The sequence below is a fragment of the Cupriavidus consociatus genome, from assembly GCF_017814975.1.
Classification (GTDB): Bacteria; Pseudomonadota; Gammaproteobacteria; order Burkholderiales; family Burkholderiaceae; genus Cupriavidus; species Cupriavidus consociatus.
The window spans coordinates 20,463-35,884 of sequence record NZ_JAGIQA010000018.1 but is presented as its reverse complement, the minus strand read 5'-3'; the positions used below and the strand labels follow the sequence as shown (position 1 = coordinate 35,884).

General features: G+C 68.0%; 13 protein-coding genes. All 13 read right to left on the bottom strand.

From position 1 onward, the window contains the following. Nucleotides 1-3: 3 nt before the first annotated feature. On the bottom strand, nucleotides 4-987 hold the full coding sequence (locus J8I82_RS23275) for a D-alanine--D-alanine ligase (RefSeq protein ID WP_209761233.1): 984 nt from the start codon (nucleotides 985-987) through the stop codon (nucleotides 4-6). Continuing rightward, on the bottom strand, nucleotides 984-2,411 hold the full coding sequence (murC, locus tag J8I82_RS23270) for a UDP-N-acetylmuramate--L-alanine ligase (RefSeq protein ID WP_209761232.1): 1,428 nt from the start codon (nucleotides 2,409-2,411) through the stop codon (nucleotides 984-986). Before murC ends, J8I82_RS23275 begins: the two co-directional genes overlap by 4 nt. A gap of 21 nt (nucleotides 2,412-2,432) precedes the next feature. After that, complete coding sequence (murG, locus tag J8I82_RS23265; RefSeq protein ID WP_209761231.1) at nucleotides 2,433-3,503, bottom strand: undecaprenyldiphospho-muramoylpentapeptide beta-N-acetylglucosaminyltransferase; 1,071 nt, start codon at nucleotides 3,501-3,503, stop codon at nucleotides 2,433-2,435. Beyond that, nucleotides 3,500-4,753, bottom strand: coding sequence for a putative lipid II flippase FtsW (gene ftsW, locus J8I82_RS23260; RefSeq protein WP_209761230.1), 1,254 nt, complete (start codon nucleotides 4,751-4,753; stop codon nucleotides 3,500-3,502). Before ftsW ends, murG begins: the two co-directional genes overlap by 4 nt. After that, nucleotides 4,750-6,261, bottom strand: a complete 1,512-nt coding sequence (murD, locus tag J8I82_RS23255) for a UDP-N-acetylmuramoyl-L-alanine--D-glutamate ligase (protein WP_209761229.1) — start codon at nucleotides 6,259-6,261, stop codon at nucleotides 4,750-4,752. The genes ftsW and murD overlap by 4 nt, the downstream gene beginning before the upstream one ends. A 70-nt stretch (nucleotides 6,262-6,331) precedes the next feature. Further along, nucleotides 6,332-7,501, bottom strand: coding sequence for a phospho-N-acetylmuramoyl-pentapeptide-transferase (mraY, locus tag J8I82_RS23250; protein ID WP_209761228.1), 1,170 nt, complete (start codon nucleotides 7,499-7,501; stop codon nucleotides 6,332-6,334). Nucleotides 7,502-7,514: 13 nt separating this feature from the next. Next, nucleotides 7,515-8,915 carry a UDP-N-acetylmuramoyl-tripeptide--D-alanyl-D-alanine ligase gene (locus J8I82_RS23245; RefSeq protein WP_209761227.1) on the bottom strand — a complete coding sequence of 467 codons (1,401 nt, stop codon included), beginning with the start codon at nucleotides 8,913-8,915 and terminating at the stop codon, nucleotides 7,515-7,517. Further along, complete coding sequence (locus J8I82_RS23240; RefSeq protein WP_209761226.1) at nucleotides 8,912-10,480, bottom strand: UDP-N-acetylmuramoyl-L-alanyl-D-glutamate--2,6-diaminopimelate ligase; 1,569 nt, start codon at nucleotides 10,478-10,480, stop codon at nucleotides 8,912-8,914. Before J8I82_RS23240 ends, J8I82_RS23245 begins: the two co-directional genes overlap by 4 nt. Beyond that, entirely contained in the window at nucleotides 10,477-12,282 is a 1,806-nt protein-coding gene (locus J8I82_RS23235; protein ID WP_209761225.1) for a peptidoglycan D,D-transpeptidase FtsI family protein, read from the bottom strand. The genes J8I82_RS23240 and J8I82_RS23235 overlap by 4 nt, the downstream gene beginning before the upstream one ends. Further along, entirely contained in the window at nucleotides 12,279-12,593 is a 315-nt protein-coding gene (gene ftsL / locus J8I82_RS23230; protein WP_209761224.1) for a cell division protein FtsL, read from the bottom strand. The genes J8I82_RS23235 and ftsL overlap by 4 nt, the downstream gene beginning before the upstream one ends. After that, on the bottom strand, nucleotides 12,590-13,579 hold the full coding sequence (rsmH, locus tag J8I82_RS23225; RefSeq protein ID WP_209761223.1) for a 16S rRNA (cytosine(1402)-N(4))-methyltransferase RsmH: 990 nt from the start codon (nucleotides 13,577-13,579) through the stop codon (nucleotides 12,590-12,592). The genes ftsL and rsmH overlap by 4 nt, the downstream gene beginning before the upstream one ends. Nucleotides 13,580-13,586: 7 nt before the next feature. Then, the gene (gene mraZ / locus J8I82_RS23220; RefSeq protein ID WP_010814778.1) at nucleotides 13,587-14,015 is read right to left on the bottom strand and encodes a division/cell wall cluster transcriptional repressor MraZ; all 429 of its coding nucleotides are present in this window, start codon (nucleotides 14,013-14,015) and stop codon (nucleotides 13,587-13,589) included. 456 nt (nucleotides 14,016-14,471) lie between these two features. Beyond that, nucleotides 14,472-15,095: a 2-polyprenyl-3-methyl-6-methoxy-1,4-benzoquinone monooxygenase gene (coq7, locus tag J8I82_RS23215; RefSeq protein ID WP_209761222.1), complete on the bottom strand. Its 624-nt coding sequence runs from the start codon at nucleotides 15,093-15,095 to the stop codon at nucleotides 14,472-14,474. Nucleotides 15,096-15,422 lie beyond the last annotated feature (327 nt).

The following is a 15,422-nucleotide window of genomic DNA, read 5'->3' as shown; positions in this document are numbered from 1 at the left end:
CGGTTATTCAGGCTTCCAGTGCTCGTTCGGGTGCAGGTCCAGCGTCGCGGCGGCCACCACCTGCAGCACGAAGTCCTCGTAGCTGATGCCGACCGCGCGCGCCGCCATCGGCACCAGCGAGTGGCCGGTCATGCCGGGCGAGGTATTCATCTCGAGCAGGAAAGGTTTGCCGTCGGCGCGCAGCATCACGTCGGCGCGCGCCCAGCCGCGGCAGCCCAGCACGCGGAAGGACTGCACCGCCAGCGCCTGGACTTCCTTCTCGACTTCCGGGTCCAGCCCTGACGGACACAAGTATTGGGTATCGTCAGTAAAGTACTTATTTTGATAGTCGTAGTTGGCTTCGGGCGCGACGATGCGGATGACCGGCAGCGCTTCGGCGGTGTCGCCCTCGCCCACGATCGGGCAGGTCAGCTCGGCGCCGTCGATGAAGGTTTCGGCGATGACGTCGTTGTCCAGCGCCTCGGCCTTCTCAAAGGCGTCACGCATCTGCTCGGCCGCCGTCACCTTGGTCAGGCCGATCGACGAGCCTTCGCGCGCCGGCTTGACGATCAGCGGCAGGCCCAGGTCGGCGACCACGGCGTCGAAATCCGTATCGGCATGCAGCATGGCGAAGCGCGGCGTCGGCAGGTCATGCGTGGTCCAGAGGCGCTTGGTGGCCTGCTTGTCCATCGCCAGCGCCGAGGCCAGCACGCCGCTGCCGGTGTAGGGCACGCCCAGCTGTTCCAGCAGGCCCTGGATGGTGCCGTCTTCGCCGTAGCGGCCGTGCAGCGCGATAAAGACGCGGTCGAACCTGGCCGCGGCCAGCTCGGCCACGCCCTGCAGGCCGGGATCGAAGCCATGCGCGTCGACGCCGCGCGACTGCAGCGCGGCCAGCACGCCGCTGCCCGACATCAGCGAGACCTCGCGCTCGGCCGAACGGCCGCCGTACAGCACGCCGACCTTGCCCAGCGACTTGGGATCGATATTGGGATGGGCGACGAAGCTCATTGCTGGCCTCCGGACTGTTGCGTCTGCTGGTGCGACACCAGTTGCCCCGGCACGCCGCCGATCGAGCCGGCGCCCATCGTCACGACCACATCGCCGGGCCGGACAGCATTCAGGATGGCCTGCGGCATCTCTTCCATCTGCTCCACGAAAACAGGTTCTACCTTGCCGGCCACGCGCAACGCGCGGGTCAGCGCACGGCCATCGGCGGCCACGATCGGGGTCTCGCCGGCGGCATAGACCTCGGACAACAGCAGGGCATCGACGGTGCCCAGCACTTTGACGAAGTCTTCAAAGCAATCCCGCGTGCGGGTGAAACGGTGCGGCTGGAACGCAAGCACCAGGCGGCGGCCGGGGAACGCGCCGCGCGCGGCGGCGAGCGTGGCGGCCATTTCCACCGGATGGTGGCCGTAGTCGTCCACCAGCGTGAAGGTGCCGGCACCGTCGGTGGTGGCCACTTCGCCGTAGCGCTGAAAGCGTCGGCCCACGCCGTGGAATTCGCGCAGCGCCTTGACGATGGCGGCATCGGGCACTTCCAGCTCGGTCGCGATGGCGATTGCCGCCAGCGCGTTCTGCACGTTGTGCATGCCGGGCAGGTTCAGCACGATGTCCAGCGGCGGCTCGGTATGGCCGTTGAGCTGGCGCATCACGGTGAAGTGCATCTGGCCGTCGACCGCGCGGGCGTCCACGGCGCGGATCTGCGCGTCGTCGGCAAAGCCGTAGCGCACCACCGGCTTGGACACGAACGGCAGGATCTCGCGCACGTTGGGGTCGTCGACGCACAGCACGGCGATGCCGTAGAACGGCAGGCGCTGCGTGAATTCGATGAACGCCTGCTTGAGCCGGGCAAAGTCGTGCCCGTAGGTGTCCATGTGGTCGGCATCGATATTGGTGATGACTTCGATGACCGGGAACAGGTTCAGGAACGACGCGTCGGACTCATCCGCCTCGGCCACAATGAAATCGCCGGTGCCCAGGCGCGCATTGGCGCCTGCGGAATTGAGCCGTCCGCCGATGACAAAGGTCGGATCCAGCCCGCCTTCAGCCAGCACCGATGCCACCAGGCTGGTGGTGGTGGTCTTGCCGTGCGTGCCGGCGATGGCCACGCCCTGCTTCAGGCGCATCAGCTCGGCCAGCATCACCGCGCGCGGCACCACCGGGATACGCTTGCTGCGGGCGGCCAGCACCTCCGGGTTGTCGCCGCTGACCGCGGTCGACACCACGACGGCGTTGGCGCCAGTCACGTTGGCCGCGTCATGCCCGTGCATGACCGTGGCGCCCAGCGAGGCCAGGCGCCGCGTGGCGGCATTGCTGCCCACGTCGGAACCCGAGACCTTGTAGCCCAGGTTCAGCAGGACCTCGGCGATGCCGCTCATGCCGGCCCCGCCGATGCCCACGAAGTGGATGTTTTTGACGATATGCTTCATTGGATTGCTGCTTCGCTCACTTCAGTCCCTGGCCAGCTGGCTGCACACCTCGGCGACACGCCGGGTTGCCTCAGGCTTGGCCAGTCCGCGCGCCAGGCGCGCCATGTCTTTCAGCTGCGGCCGGGTCAGGCTGGCGATGGTCTGCGCCAGGCCCTCGGCCGTCAGGTCTTGTTGCTGCACCAGCAGGGCCGCGCCCTGGCTGGACAAAAACTTTGCGTTGGTGGTCTGGTGATCGTCCACGGCATGCGGGAACGGCACGAACAGCGCCGCCACGCCCGCCGCGGCCACCTCCGACACCGTCATCGCGCCGGCGCGGCAGATCACCAGGTCGGCATCGGCATAGGCGCGCGCCATGTCGTCGATGAACGGCAGGGTCTGCGCCGGCACCTGCGCGGCCGCGTAGTTGGCGCGCAGCGTGTCGATCTGCCTGGCGCCCGCCTGGTGCGTCACCACCGGACGGTTGCTTTGCGGCAACAGCGCGATCGCCTTTGGCACCACCTCGTTCAGCGCCGCGGCGCCCAGGCTGCCTCCCACCACCAGGATGCGCAGCGGGCCGGTGCGCTGGTCGTAACGCGCCTCGGGCGCATCCAGGTGCGCCAGTTCCTCGCGTACCGGGTTGCCGGTCCATTCGCCGCCAGGCAGCGTGTCCGGGAACGCGCACAGCACGCGGTCGGCAACCTTGGCCAGCACCTTGTTGGCCAGGCCGGCGATCGAGTTCTGCTCGTGCAGCACCAGCGGGCGGCCCAGCAGCGAGGCCATCATGCCGGCCGGGAAGGTGATATACCCGCCCATGCCCAGCACCACATTCGGCTTCACCCGGCGCAGCGCGCCGATGCTCTGCCAGAACGCACGCAGCAGGTTCAGCGGCAGCAGGAACTTGGTCACCAGCCCCTTGCCACGCAGCCCGCCGAACTGGATGTATTCCATCGGGATATCGTGCTTGGGCACCAGCGTGGCTTCCATGCCGGTTCGGTTGCCCAGCCAGACGATGTTCCAGCCCTGCTCGCGCAACGCATGCGCGACCGCCAGCCCCGGGAACACATGTCCCCCGGTGCCGCCGGCCATCACGAGCAGGGTGCGCGGCTGCGTCATACCTTCCCTCCGCGCATCAGCACGCGATTTTCGTAATCAATGCGCAGCAGGATCGCCAACGCCACGCAGTTCATCAGAATCCCCGACCCGCCATAGCTCACCAGCGGCAGCGTCAGCCCCTTGGTCGGCAGCAGGCCCAGGTTCACGCCCATGTTGATAAAGGTCTGCCAGCCGATCCACACGCCGATGCCCTTGGCCACCAGGCCGGCAAAGGTGCGGTCGAGCTGCAGCGCGGTGCGGCCGATGTTGAAGGCGCGGCGCACCAGCCAGTAGAACAGCACGATCACCACCAGCACGCCGATAAAGCCGAACTCCTCGCCGATCACCGCAAGGATGAAGTCGGTATGCGCCTCGGGCAGGTAGTGCAGCTTCTCGATGCTGCCGCCCAGCCCGACCCCGGTCCACTCGCCGCGGCCGAAGGCGATCAGCGAATGCGTCAGCTGGTAGGCCTTGCCCAGCGCGTTGCTCTCTTCCCACGGGCTCAGGTAGGCAAAGATCCGTTCGCGCCGCCACGGCGATGCCGTAATCAGCAGCGCGAACGCGCCCACCGCCACGCCGACCAGCCCGGCAAACAGTTTGCCGTTGATGCCGCCCAGGAACAGGATGCCCATCGCCACCGCCGCGATCACCAGGAACGCGCCCATGTCGGGCTCGAGCAGCAGCAGCATGCCGACCACCACCACCGCCACGCCCATCGGCAGGAAGCCCTTGGCCACGGTCTGCATCCACTCCTGCTTGCGCACGGTGTAGTTGGCGGCGTACAGCACCACCGCCAGCTTCATCAGCTCTGACGGCTGGAAATTCATCACGCCCAGCGGGATCCAGCGGCGCGCGCCGTTGACGCCCTTGCCGACGAACGGCACCAGCACGATCACCAGCAGGATCAGCGCGACGATAAAGAGCTTGGGCGCATAACGGTCCCATACCTTCACCGGCACCTGGAACGCCACCAGCCCGACCGACAGCCCGATAAACAGCGCGAACGCATGCCGCACCAGGAAATGGCTTTCTCGGTAATTGGCATAGCGCGGCGAATCCGGCAGCGCGATCGAGGCCGAAAAGACCATCACCAGGCCGAGCGCGAGCAGCACGATCGCGACCCACAGCAGGGGCTGGTCGTACTCCATCATGCGCGAGCGCGTGGGCTTGACGCCCGACACCGCGTCACGCAGGCCACCCCAGGCATTGCCGATGGTGGCGCCGATGAAACCGCTGCGCTTGACCTGCGGGTTGGTCTCAAGCTGGCTCATGGCAGGATCCCCCGGGACAGCGCCAGTTCTTCCACCGCGGCGCGGAATACCTCGGCGCGGTGCACGTAGTTGCGGAACATGTCGAGGCTGGCGCAGGCCGGCGACAGCAGCACGACGTCGCCGCGCTCGGCCAGTTCGGTGGCCTTGGTCACGGCCTCTTCCAGCGTGGAGGCATCGGCCAGAGTGGCGCCGCTGCCCTGCAGCGCATCGCGCAACTCACCCGCGGCGCGGCCGATCAGCACCACGGCGCGCGCGTATTGCGCCACCGGCGCGGCCAGCGGCGAGAAGTCCTGGCCCTTGCCTTCGCCGCCGGCAATCAGCACCACGCGCTTGTCCAGCCCGGATAGCGCGGCCACGGTTGCGCCGACATTGGTGCCCTTGCTGTCGTCGAAATACTCGACGTCATCGATGGTGGCGACCCACTCCACGCGGTGCGGCTCGCCGCGGTACTCGCGCAGGCCGTGCAGCAAGGCGTTCATCGGCAGGTCGATGGCACGGCACAGCGCCAGCGCCGCCATGGCGTTGGTGGCGTTGTGCATGCCGCGGATATGCAGCGCGTCGGCCGGCATCAGGCGCTTGTGGCGCACCGGCACGGCTTCCTCGGCAGCTTCGGCGGCCTTGCGGCGGCGCGGCTTGCCCTCCCCTTCCGCTTCCGAATCGGGTTCGGCCAGCACCAGCCAGGGCATGCCGCCCTCGCGCAGGATGCCGAAGCTGCCCGGCACTTCCGGCAAATCGGTGCCGAAGGTCACCGGCTTGCGGCCCGTCCGCGCCATGTCCAGCGTGAGCCGGTCATTGCGGTTCAGCACCTGCACGCACTCGCTGCCGGCGGGCCCGAAGATGCGCGCCTTGGATGCGGCGTAGGCTTCCATCGAGCCGTGCCAGTCAAGATGGTCCTGGCTCACGTTGAGCACGGTAGCCGCATCCGGCGCCAGCGTATGCGTGGTCTCCAGCTGGAAGCTGGAGAGTTCCAGCACCCACACGTCCGGCAGCGTGGCCGAGGCGATGCATGCCGACAGCTTGTCCAGCGCCGACGGGCTGATATTGCCCGCCACCGCCACGGTCTTGCCGGCGCGCTCGACCAGCCGGCCGGTCAGTGCCGTGGTGGTGGTCTTGCCATTGGTGCCAGTGATCGCGAGCAGCTTCGGCGCGTAGCCGGATTCGGCTTCGAGGTGCCTGAGCGCGCGCACGAACAGCTCGATCTCGCCCCACACCGGAATGCCGCGCGATTGCGCGGCGGCCAGCAAAGCACCGGTGCCGGCGTCCAGCGGCGACAGGCCGGGACTGATCGCCACCAGGCCGATATCGTCGAGCAGGCTTTCCGAGAACGGGCCGCCCACGAACTCGGCCGAAGTCAGCTCGGCCTGCAGGAAGACAAGGTTGGCGGGCGCCTCGCGCGTGTCGGCCACGCGCACCGCGCAGCCGTTCAGGCCACACCAGCGCGCCATGGCCAGCCCCGATTCGCCGAGGCCAAGTACCAGCACATGAGGTTTCTGCAGCTCGCCAAACACTTCGATTTCCTGCCTTTGGTTTCCTGTATCTATATAGAGAGCGCCGCGGTTCTCGCCATCGGCGCCACCATCAACGCAGCTTCAGCGTCGACAATCCGATCAGCACCAGCAGCATGGTGATGATCCAGAACCGCACCGTGACCTGCGTTTCCTTCCAGCCACCGAGCTCGAAATGGTGGTGCAGCGGCGCCATGCGGAACAGCCGCCTGCCCTCGCCATAACGGCGCTTGGTAATCTTGAACCACGTGACCTGCGCCATCACCGACAGCGTTTCCACCACGAAGATGCCGCCCATCACGAACAGCACGATCTCCTGGCGCACGATCACCGCCACTGTGCCCAGCGCGCCGCCCAGCGCCAGCGCGCCCACGTCACCCATGAACACCTGCGCCGGGTGCGCGTTGAACCAGAGGAAGGCCAGCCCCGCCCCGGCCAGCGCCGAACAGAAGATCAGCAACTCGCCCGCGCCCGGGATGTGCGGAAACAGCAGGTACTTGCTGTAGACCGAACTGCCCATCACGTAGGCGAACACACCCAGCCCGCCGCCGACCAGCACCACCGGCATGATCACCAGCCCGTCCAGGCCGTCAGTCAGGTTCACGGCGTTGCTCGAGCCCACGATCACCAGGTAGGTCAGCACGATGAAGCCGGCCACTCCCAGCGGATAGCTGACCTCCTTGAAGAAGGGCACGATCAGGTTGGACTTGTACGGCATGTCGAGCGACAACCCGCCCTCGACCCAGTTCAGGAACAGCTCCCAGACCCGCACGTTGCTGCCTTCGGACACCGAGAATGCCAGGTAGACCGCCGCCACCAGGCCGATCAGCGTCTGCCAGAAAAACTTTTCGCGGCTCGACATGCCGCGCGGATCGCGATAGACCACCTTGCGGTAGTCGTCGACCCAGCCGATGGCGCCGTAGCCGAACGTGACCAGCATCACCACCCAGATAAAGCGGTTGCCCCAGTCGCACCACAGCAGCGTCGAGATGGCGATCGACACCAGCACCAGCACGCCGCCCATGGTCGGCGTGCCGGACTTGACCAGATGCGTCTGTGGGCCGATGGTGCGCACCGCCTGGCCGACCTTCAGTTCGGTCAGCTTGCGGATCACCCACGGACCAAACGTCAGGCCGATCAGCAGCGCGGTGAGGTTGGCCATCACCGCGCGGAAAGTCAGGTAGTTGACGACCCGGAGGAAGCTGTAGTCGTTTTGCAGCCACTGGGCCAGAGCCAATAACATCGTGTTGTCTTCGTTAATGTGCGGAAGTGTCTGCGACCAGCGCAGCGACCATCCGTTCCATGCGCATGAAGCGCGATCCCTTCACCAGCATGGCGCCCGCTTGCGCCACCATGCCCCCGCTGTCTTCCTCCAAGGCCTTTGCCAGGTCTTCCGCGCTGCCGAAATGGCGGCCGTTGGCGCCGAATGCCCGCACCGCGTGCACGGCCAGCTCGCCGGTGGCCCACACGGTGTCGATGCCCCGGGCCTGCGCGTAGGCGCCGATTTCTTCGTGGAATGCCGGCCCCTGGTCGCCCACCTCGCCCATGTCGCCCAGCACCAGCACGCGCGGCGCGGCAAAGCCGGCCAGCACGTCGATGGCGGCGCGCATGGAATCGGGGTTGGCGTTGTAGGTGTCGTCGATGACCACCGTGCCGCCCGGCGTGTACTTCACCTGCAGGCGGCCCTTGACGGCCTGGAAGCCCGCCAGCCCCGCCTGGATCGCCGGCACGTGGACGCCAGCGGCCAGCGCGCAGGCGATCGCCGCCAGCGCGTTGCGCACGTTGTGCTCGCCCAGCAGCGCGAGCCTGACTTCAAACGCATGGCCCGGCGCGCGCACCTGCAATACCTGCGCGCCGTCGATCAGCGCCATGGTGGCGTGCACATCCGCGCGCTGCGAGGTGCCGAACGACAGCGCCCGGCGCGCACCGGCGGCCTCGCGCCAGACCGGCGCATAGGCACCGCCGCTTTCCTCGTCGAGCGGGAACACCGCCACGCCGTCCGCCGGCAGCGCCGCGAGCGCGGCCGCGTGCTCGTGCGCCACGGCTTCCACGCTGACCATGAATTCCTGGTGCTCGCGCTGCGCATTGGTGATGACCGCCACGGTGGGCTGGGCGATGCCGGCGAGGTAGACCGTCTCGCCCGGATGGTTCATGCCGAGCTCCAGCACCGCCAGCTTGTGCGTGGCGCGCAGGCGCAGCACCGTCAGTGGCAGGCCGATGTCGTTGTTCAGGTTGCCGCCGGTGGCCAGGCGCTGGTCCTCGCCCACCGCTGCGGCGAAGATCGCCGCGATCATTTCCTTGACCGTGGTCTTGCCGTTGCTGCCGGTCACCGCCACCGCCGGCAGCGTGAACCGGCGGCGCCAGCCCGCGCCCAGCTCGCCCAGCGCGATGCGGGTGTCGGGCGCGACGATGGCCGGCGCGCCTGCATCGACGTCACGGCTCACCAGCACCGCCGCGGCGCCCTTGGCCACCACGTCGGCGATGAAATCATGCGCGTCGAAGCGCTCGCCCTTCAGCGCGACGAACAGGTCGCCGGGCCCGACGGCACGGCTGTCGGTCTGCACGCGCGAGAACGCAACGGCGCCGTCGCCGCAAACGCGCGCGCCGGCGATCCAGCCGGCGGCGTCCTGCAAGGTGGTCATGATGGTCTGGCTCATGCCGATACTCCACGGGTGGCAAGCGCCAGGCGAACATGCTCGCGGTCGGAGAACGGGCGCTTGCGCCCCTGGATCTCCTGGGTGGCCTCGTGGCCCTTGCCTGCCACCAGCACCACGTCGGCCGGAGCGGCGTGCCGGATGGCGTAAAGGATGGCGGCGGCGCGGTCCTCGATCTGGCGGCCACGGGCGCGGTCCGCCATGCCGTCGGCGATCGCGTCCAGGATCTCCTGCGGATCCTCGCTGCGCGGGTTGTCGCTGGTCAGGATGACGTCGTCGGCCAGGCGCTCGGCGACCGCGCCCATCAGCGGGCGCTTGATCGGGTCGCGGTCGCCGCCGCAGCCGAACACGCACCACAGGCGGCCATGGCGCGCCTGCGCCACCGGGCGCAGCGCGGCCAGCGTCTGTTCCAGCGCGTCGGGGGTGTGGGCGTAGTCGACCACGGCCAGCGGTCCCAGCGTGGTGTCGCCACCGTGGGCGCCGAACAGTTCCATGCGGCCCTCGACCGGCGTCAGCGCGCGCAGCGCGGCCAGCACCGCATCCCACGCCACGCCGTTGGCCAGCGCCGCGCCCAGCACCGCCAGCAGGTTGCTGACGTTGAAGGCGCCGATCATGGGCGTGGACATCTCGGCGCTGCCGAAGCTGCTGTCGATATGGAAAGCGGTGCCGTTGGGCGTGGCGCGCACGTTGGTGGCGCGCAGCCATTCGCCGCGCGGGCGGCGCACCGTGGAGGCGCCGGGGCCGTCGATGCCGTATTCGATCACGTGCGGCGCGGCGATCGCGGCCGCGTCCGCCGCCAGCAGCCGCTGGCCCATGGCGTCGTCGCGGTTGACCACCGCGGTGCGCAGGCCGTCCCACTGGAACAGGCGCTCCTTGGCGGCCTCGTACTCGGCCATCGAGCCGTGGTAGTCGAGGTGGTCCTGGGTCAGGTTGGTCAGCACCGCCACCGAGAAATGCGTGCCGGCGACGCGCTCCTGCTCGAGGCCGTGCGAGGACACTTCCATCGCCACGGCCCGCGCGCCGGCATCGTGCAGCGCCGCCAGGCTGGCCTGCAGCTGCACCGCGTCGGGCGTGGTGAAGCCGGTTGCCTGCAGGGCACCGGGGAAACCGGTGCCGAGCGTGCCGACGGTCGCGCACGGGGTGCCCGCGGCCTGCAGCACGCGCGCCAGCCACTGGCTGCAAGAGGTCTTGCCGTTGGTGCCGGTAATACCGGTCACGGCCAGGCCGCGCACCGGGTTGCCGTGCCAGCCTGCGGCGATCGGGCCGGCCAGCTGATGCAGGTTGCCGACCGCCAGATGCGGCACGGCATCGCCGAACGGCCAGTCGAAGCCATCGGCCTCATAGACGATGGCGCCGGCGCCGGCCGCGATGGCCTGCTGGATATAGGGCCGCCCGTCGGTGGCCAGGCGCTCGTTGCCGAGCACGTAGGCAAAGAACACGTCGCCGCGCGCCAGCCGGCGGCTATCGCCGGTCAGCTGCGCCGAAGCGGCCACGTTGGTACGCAGCCAGGCCAGCGCATTGCTGGCCTGGGTGGTCACCTCGAGCGGGAGCAGGGGCTTGGCCGTCATTGGGTCGCGCTCCACGGTTCGCTTTCGGGCACCTTGTCGCTGACCACCAGCTGGCGGATCGGCGAATCGGGCTGGACATTCAGTGCGCGCAGCGTGCCGCCGGTGATGGCGGCGAACGCCGGCCCGGCCACCAGGCCGCCGTAGTGGCTGCCGGCGGTGGGCTCGTCGACGCTGACGGCGACGATGATGCGCGGGTTGGACATCGGCGCCAGGCCGATGAACGAGGCGCGGTACTTGCTGCGGTTATAGCCGCGGCCTTCGTGCTTGTAGGCGGTGCCGGTCTTGCCGCCAACGCGGTAGCCCATCACCTGCGCCTCGGGCGCGGTGCCGCCGGGCGCGGTCACGGTTTCCATCATGGCGCGCACGTCGCGCGCCACCTGCGGCGACAGGATGCGCTCGCCGGTGGCCGGGCCGTTGGTGCGGAACATGGTGACCGGGATCAGTTCCCCGTCGTGCGCGAAGATGGTGTAGGCATGCGCCATCTGGAACAGCGACACCGACAGGCCGTAGCCGTACGACATGGTGGCCTGCTCGATCGGACGCCAGCTCTTGAACGGACGCACACGCCCCGCCACCGCGCCGGGGAAGCCGATCTTGGGCGCCTGGCCCAGGCCGATGCTGGTGTACATGTCCCACATCTCCTGCGGCTTCATCAGCATCGCGATCTTGGTCGTGCCGATGTTGGACGACTTCTGTATCACGCCGGTGACGGTGAGCGCGCCGTAGTTGTGGGTATCGGTGATGGTGGCGCCTTCGAACTGGTACTTGCCGGTGGTGGTGATCACCGTCGACGGCGTCACGCGCCTGAGCTGCAGCGCCAGCCCCACCGTGATCGGCTTCATCATCGAGCCGGGTTCGAAGGTGTCGGTCAGCACGCGGTTGCGCAGCTGCTCGCCGGACAGTCGGGTGCGGTCGTTGGGGTTGTAGGTAGGCCAGTTAGCCAGCGCCAGCACCTCGCCGGTCTGGGCGTCGAGCACCACCGCGCTGGCGGCCTTGGCCTTGTGCTTGTCGACCACGGCCTTGAGTTCGTTGTAGGCCAGGTACTGAATCTTGGCGTCGATCGACAGCTGGATGTCCTCGCCGTCGCGCGGGGTCTTCAGGATGCCGATGTCCTCGACCACGCGGCCGAGGCGGTCCTTGATCACCTGGCGCGCACCGGGACGGCCGGCCAGCCCGGTCTCGCGCGCCAGCTCCACGCCTTCCTGGCCGCGGTCCTCGACGTTGGTGAAGCCGACGATATGCGCCATCGCCTCCCCCTCCGGGTAGAAGCGCTTGTACTCGCGGGTCTGGTGGATGCCGTCGATTTTGAGCGCGGCGATCTTGTCGGCGACGTCGGGCAGCACCTGGCGCTTCAGGTAGACAAAGCCCTTGTCCTCCGACAGCTTCTTGCCGAGGTCTTTCTCGGACATGCCCAGCAGCCTGGCCAGCTGGCGGATCTTGGCCAGCTCGACCTGGTTGGGCACGTCCTCTGGCACCGCCCAGATCGCCTTGACCGGCAGGCTGGTGGCCAGCACCAGGCCGTTGCGGTCGAGAATCTTGCCGCGCGTGGCCGGCAGCTCCAGCGTGCGCTGGAAGCGCTTCTTGCCCTCGGCCTCGTAGAACTGGTTGCCCGGACCCTGGATCCATGCGGCGCGCAGCGCCAGCGCGACAAAGGCCGCGAACATCAGGAACACCACCAGCTTGGAGCGCCACATCGGCAGGCGCAGCCCCAGCACCGGGCTGGCCGAGAACTGGCCGCTGCGCGGGCGCGACGGAGTGCCGCTGCCGTTGCGGCCGGGCGGGTTGGGTCTGGCCATGCTCATTGGCGCGCCTCCGCCTCGCTGGCCGGCGCGGGCTGCGCCGGCGGCAGCACGATGCCCGACAGGTACTGTGTCTTGCCGGGGTTGGCCGGTGCCATCCTCAGCTGGGCGCGCGCGGCATCGGCGATGCGCGCGCTCTTGCCGAGCGAGCTCTGCTGGTACTGCAGGCGCGCCCAGTCGATGTCGAGCTGGCGCTCTTCTGCCTGTGCCCGCTCCAGCGCCACGAACAGCGTGCGCGCCTGGTGCTGCGCGCTCACCAGCGAGAGTGCGCACAGGATCAGCGCGGCCAGCAGGAAGAAGGTCAGGCGGTTCATGCGCGCACGCCTCCACCGGCCGGAGCCAGTTTCTCGGCCACGCGCATCACGGCCGAGCGCGCGCGCGGGTTGGCGGCGATCTCTTCGGCGCCGGGCTTGAAGCGTCCAAGCAGGCGCAGCGTGGGTTGCGGCAGGTCGGCCGCGCGCAGCGGCGCGCGGCGCAGGGCCGGATCGGCGTCCTGCTGGGGACGGGCGTGCGCCGCCATGAACCGCTTGACGATGCGGTCCTCCAGCGAATGGAAGCTGATCACCACCAGGCGTCCCCCTACCTGCAGCAGGTCATAAGCCGCCTTCAGCCCTCTTTCGAGGTCCTCAAGCTCTTGATTGACGTGAATCCGTAGAGCCTGAAAGGTGCGGGTCGCAGGGTCCTGGCCCTTCTCGCGTGTTTTGACGGCTTTCGCCACGAGCGCGGCAAGGTCGGCAGTAGTGGCGATGGGTCCGCCATCGCCGGGTTCGCGCCGGCGAGCAACAATCGCCTTTGCAATCTGTACAGCAAACCGTTCTTCCCCATAGTCTCGTATCACCCTGGCAATGTCCTGCTCATCCGCCTGCGCCAGCCACTGCGCGGCGGTGATGCCGCGCGTGGTGTCCATGCGCATGTCCAGCGGGCCCTCGAAACGAAAGGAAAACCCCCTCGCCGCCTCATCGATCTGGGGCGAGCTGATCCCCAGGTCGAGCAGCACGCCGGCCACGTGGCCGCGCCCGGCCAGGCGCTCTGCCATGTCCGCAAAGCTGGCGTGCTCAATGGAGAAGCGGGCATCCCCGATGGTGCCCGCTTCTGCGATTGCTGCTGGGTCCTTGTCGAACGCGACCAGGGCCCCGTCTGGCCCCAGCCGGGCCAGTACCGCCCGGCTGTGCCCTCCCCTGCCGAAGGTGCCGTCCACGTAGACGCCGCCCGGGCGCCAGACCAGGGCGTCGACGGCCTCGTCCAGCAGCACGGTGCGATGGCGCAAGGCGGGGGTTGCCGGCGTTCCGGTAGGACTCATGACCTCTTCAGAAAGAGAAATTTTTCAATGCTTCGGGCATGCCTTGCGCCATCGCCTGCTGTTCCTTGGCGGCGTAGGTCGCGGCATCCCACACTTCGAAATGGCTGCCCATGCCGAGCAGCATGACTTCCTTGTCGAGCATGGCGGCACTGCGCAGCTCCGGTGCGATCAGCACCCGGCCTGCGCCGTCCATTTCCACGTCGGCGGCGTTGCCCAGGAAGATGCGCTTCCACCAGTGCGCATCCATCGGCAGCGCTGCAATGCGCGTGCGGAAGGTCTCCCACTCGGGCCGGGGAAACAGCAGCAGACAGCCATCCGGGTGCTTGGTCAGCGTCACCCGGCCCTCGGCCTGCTGTTGCAGCGCCTCGCGGTGCCTGGACGGAATGGACATCCGCCCCTTGGCATCCAGCGACAGCGCCGATGCTCCCTGAAACAAGCTCGCTCCCGGTCCCTGCCCGCTGCCGGTGCCCCCTGGCGGCTGGCAATCGCGTGAATCCCTTTGTTTCCGACTGTGGCGAAATCATCCCACGGTCGGTTCGCAATTTCACACAAAAATACACTTCCTCACACTATTTCCCACTTTAGAGGAAGCGATTTGGGCGGTCAAGGCTCGCTGCAGGGCAGCAAACGAGATTTTTCGAATCAGAACAATGACTTAGCGCGCACACTTCACGCACCGTGAAAGTGAATCCTTAATGAAATGAAGATCTTAGGGAGGAAAGCAGAGAAACCACCTGAGAACTGCGGGAGGAGAACTGCCGGCGGCGGCGGGAACGACTGTCCCGCAACCCGAGGGAAGGATACAACAATCGCCCGCCAGCATCGGAAAATCAAGGGCGGGCGGACCACCGCCGGCGCGCGGCCATGAGGCCGGGCGCACCGACGCCGCGCTTCAGATGCGGTAGGCCGCGGTGGTCATCACGCGCGAGGCGCCGCGCATCAGCGCACGCACCGGCGCGGGCAGCGGGATGCCGCCGGCATCGCGGGCGGCATCGCCATGGCGGATCTCGTCGTCGCGCATCTGCTCCAGGATGGCGCGCGAGCGGCCGTCCGCTTCAGGCAGGCGGTCCAGGTGGCCGCCGAGATGGTGCTCGACCTGGCGCTCGGTCTCGGCCACGAAGCCGAGGCTGATCTTGTCGCCAGCGCGGCCTGCGACCCAGCCGATCGCGAACGCGCCGGCATACCACAGCGGATTCAGCAGGCTCGGCCGCGAACCCAGTTCGCGCAGGCGCTCGGCGCACCAGGCCAGGTGGTCTTCTTCCTCGCGCGCGGCGGCATCCATCTGCGCGCGCACTGTCGCGTTGCGCGCGGTCAGTTTCTGCGCCTGGTACAGGGCCTGGGCGCAAACCTCGCCGACATGGTTGATGCGCATCAGGCCGGCCACGTGGTGCCGCTCGTCGGCGCTCATCTGTTCGGTGTCCGGCGCCAGTTGGTCGGCCGGGTTGGCGCGCGCGGAGCGGGTTGCCCCGGCAATGGCGCGCAGTGCCACGTCGAATTCTTTGATCAGGGTGTCCATGTCGCGCAAGCGGATTGATCTTCTTGCTCCCGAGGCCCCGCCATGGTGGGGTACGCGCGGCAGCGCGGCCCACCTGCGACCGCATCGGGATTACCCGCATTGTAGCTTGCCTCTAATTCTCGCCATCCCGCGCCACGCCTTGTATTGATGCGGCCCGCTAGTCAGAAACCCTGAGTTGTTAAAACCAGACAAGGGGGTTGCGCCCGAATGGTGAACGAAAAGTTGTTTGTTACAGTACTTCGCAACTTCCAAGGAAGTTTGACGCATGGGGGATGGAGACCAACAGGAGGTTCCCCCGGGCTCGTCACCAATAATTCTTACAGTGGA

What these genes read in the sequence shown, in the direction of transcription:
- J8I82_RS23275 (WP_209761233.1), bottom strand. Translation starts at nt 987, where the DNA reads ATGAGCTTCGTCGCCCATCCCAATATCGATCCCAAGTCGCTGGGCAAG.
- murC (WP_209761232.1), bottom strand. Translation starts at nt 2,411, where the DNA reads ATGAAGCATATCGTCAAAAACATCCACTTCGTGGGCATCGGCGGGGCC.
- murG (WP_209761231.1), bottom strand. Translation starts at nt 3,503, where the DNA reads ATGACGCAGCCGCGCACCCTGCTCGTGATGGCCGGCGGCACCGGGGGA.
- ftsW (WP_209761230.1), bottom strand. Translation starts at nt 4,753, where the DNA reads ATGAGCCAGCTTGAGACCAACCCGCAGGTCAAGCGCAGCGGTTTCATC.
- mraY (WP_209761228.1), bottom strand. Translation starts at nt 7,501, where the DNA reads ATGTTATTGGCTCTGGCCCAGTGGCTGCAAAACGACTACAGCTTCCTC.
- J8I82_RS23245 (WP_209761227.1), bottom strand. Translation starts at nt 8,915, where the DNA reads ATGAGCCAGACCATCATGACCACCTTGCAGGACGCCGCCGGCTGGATC.
- J8I82_RS23240 (WP_209761226.1), bottom strand. Translation starts at nt 10,480, where the DNA reads ATGACGGCCAAGCCCCTGCTCCCGCTCGAGGTGACCACCCAGGCCAGC.
- J8I82_RS23235 (WP_209761225.1), bottom strand. Translation starts at nt 12,282, where the DNA reads ATGAGCATGGCCAGACCCAACCCGCCCGGCCGCAACGGCAGCGGCACT.
- ftsL (WP_209761224.1), bottom strand. Translation starts at nt 12,593, where the DNA reads ATGAACCGCCTGACCTTCTTCCTGCTGGCCGCGCTGATCCTGTGCGCA.
- rsmH (WP_209761223.1), bottom strand. Translation starts at nt 13,579, where the DNA reads ATGAGTCCTACCGGAACGCCGGCAACCCCCGCCTTGCGCCATCGCACC.
- coq7 (WP_209761222.1), bottom strand. Translation starts at nt 15,095, where the DNA reads ATGGACACCCTGATCAAAGAATTCGACGTGGCACTGCGCGCCATTGCC.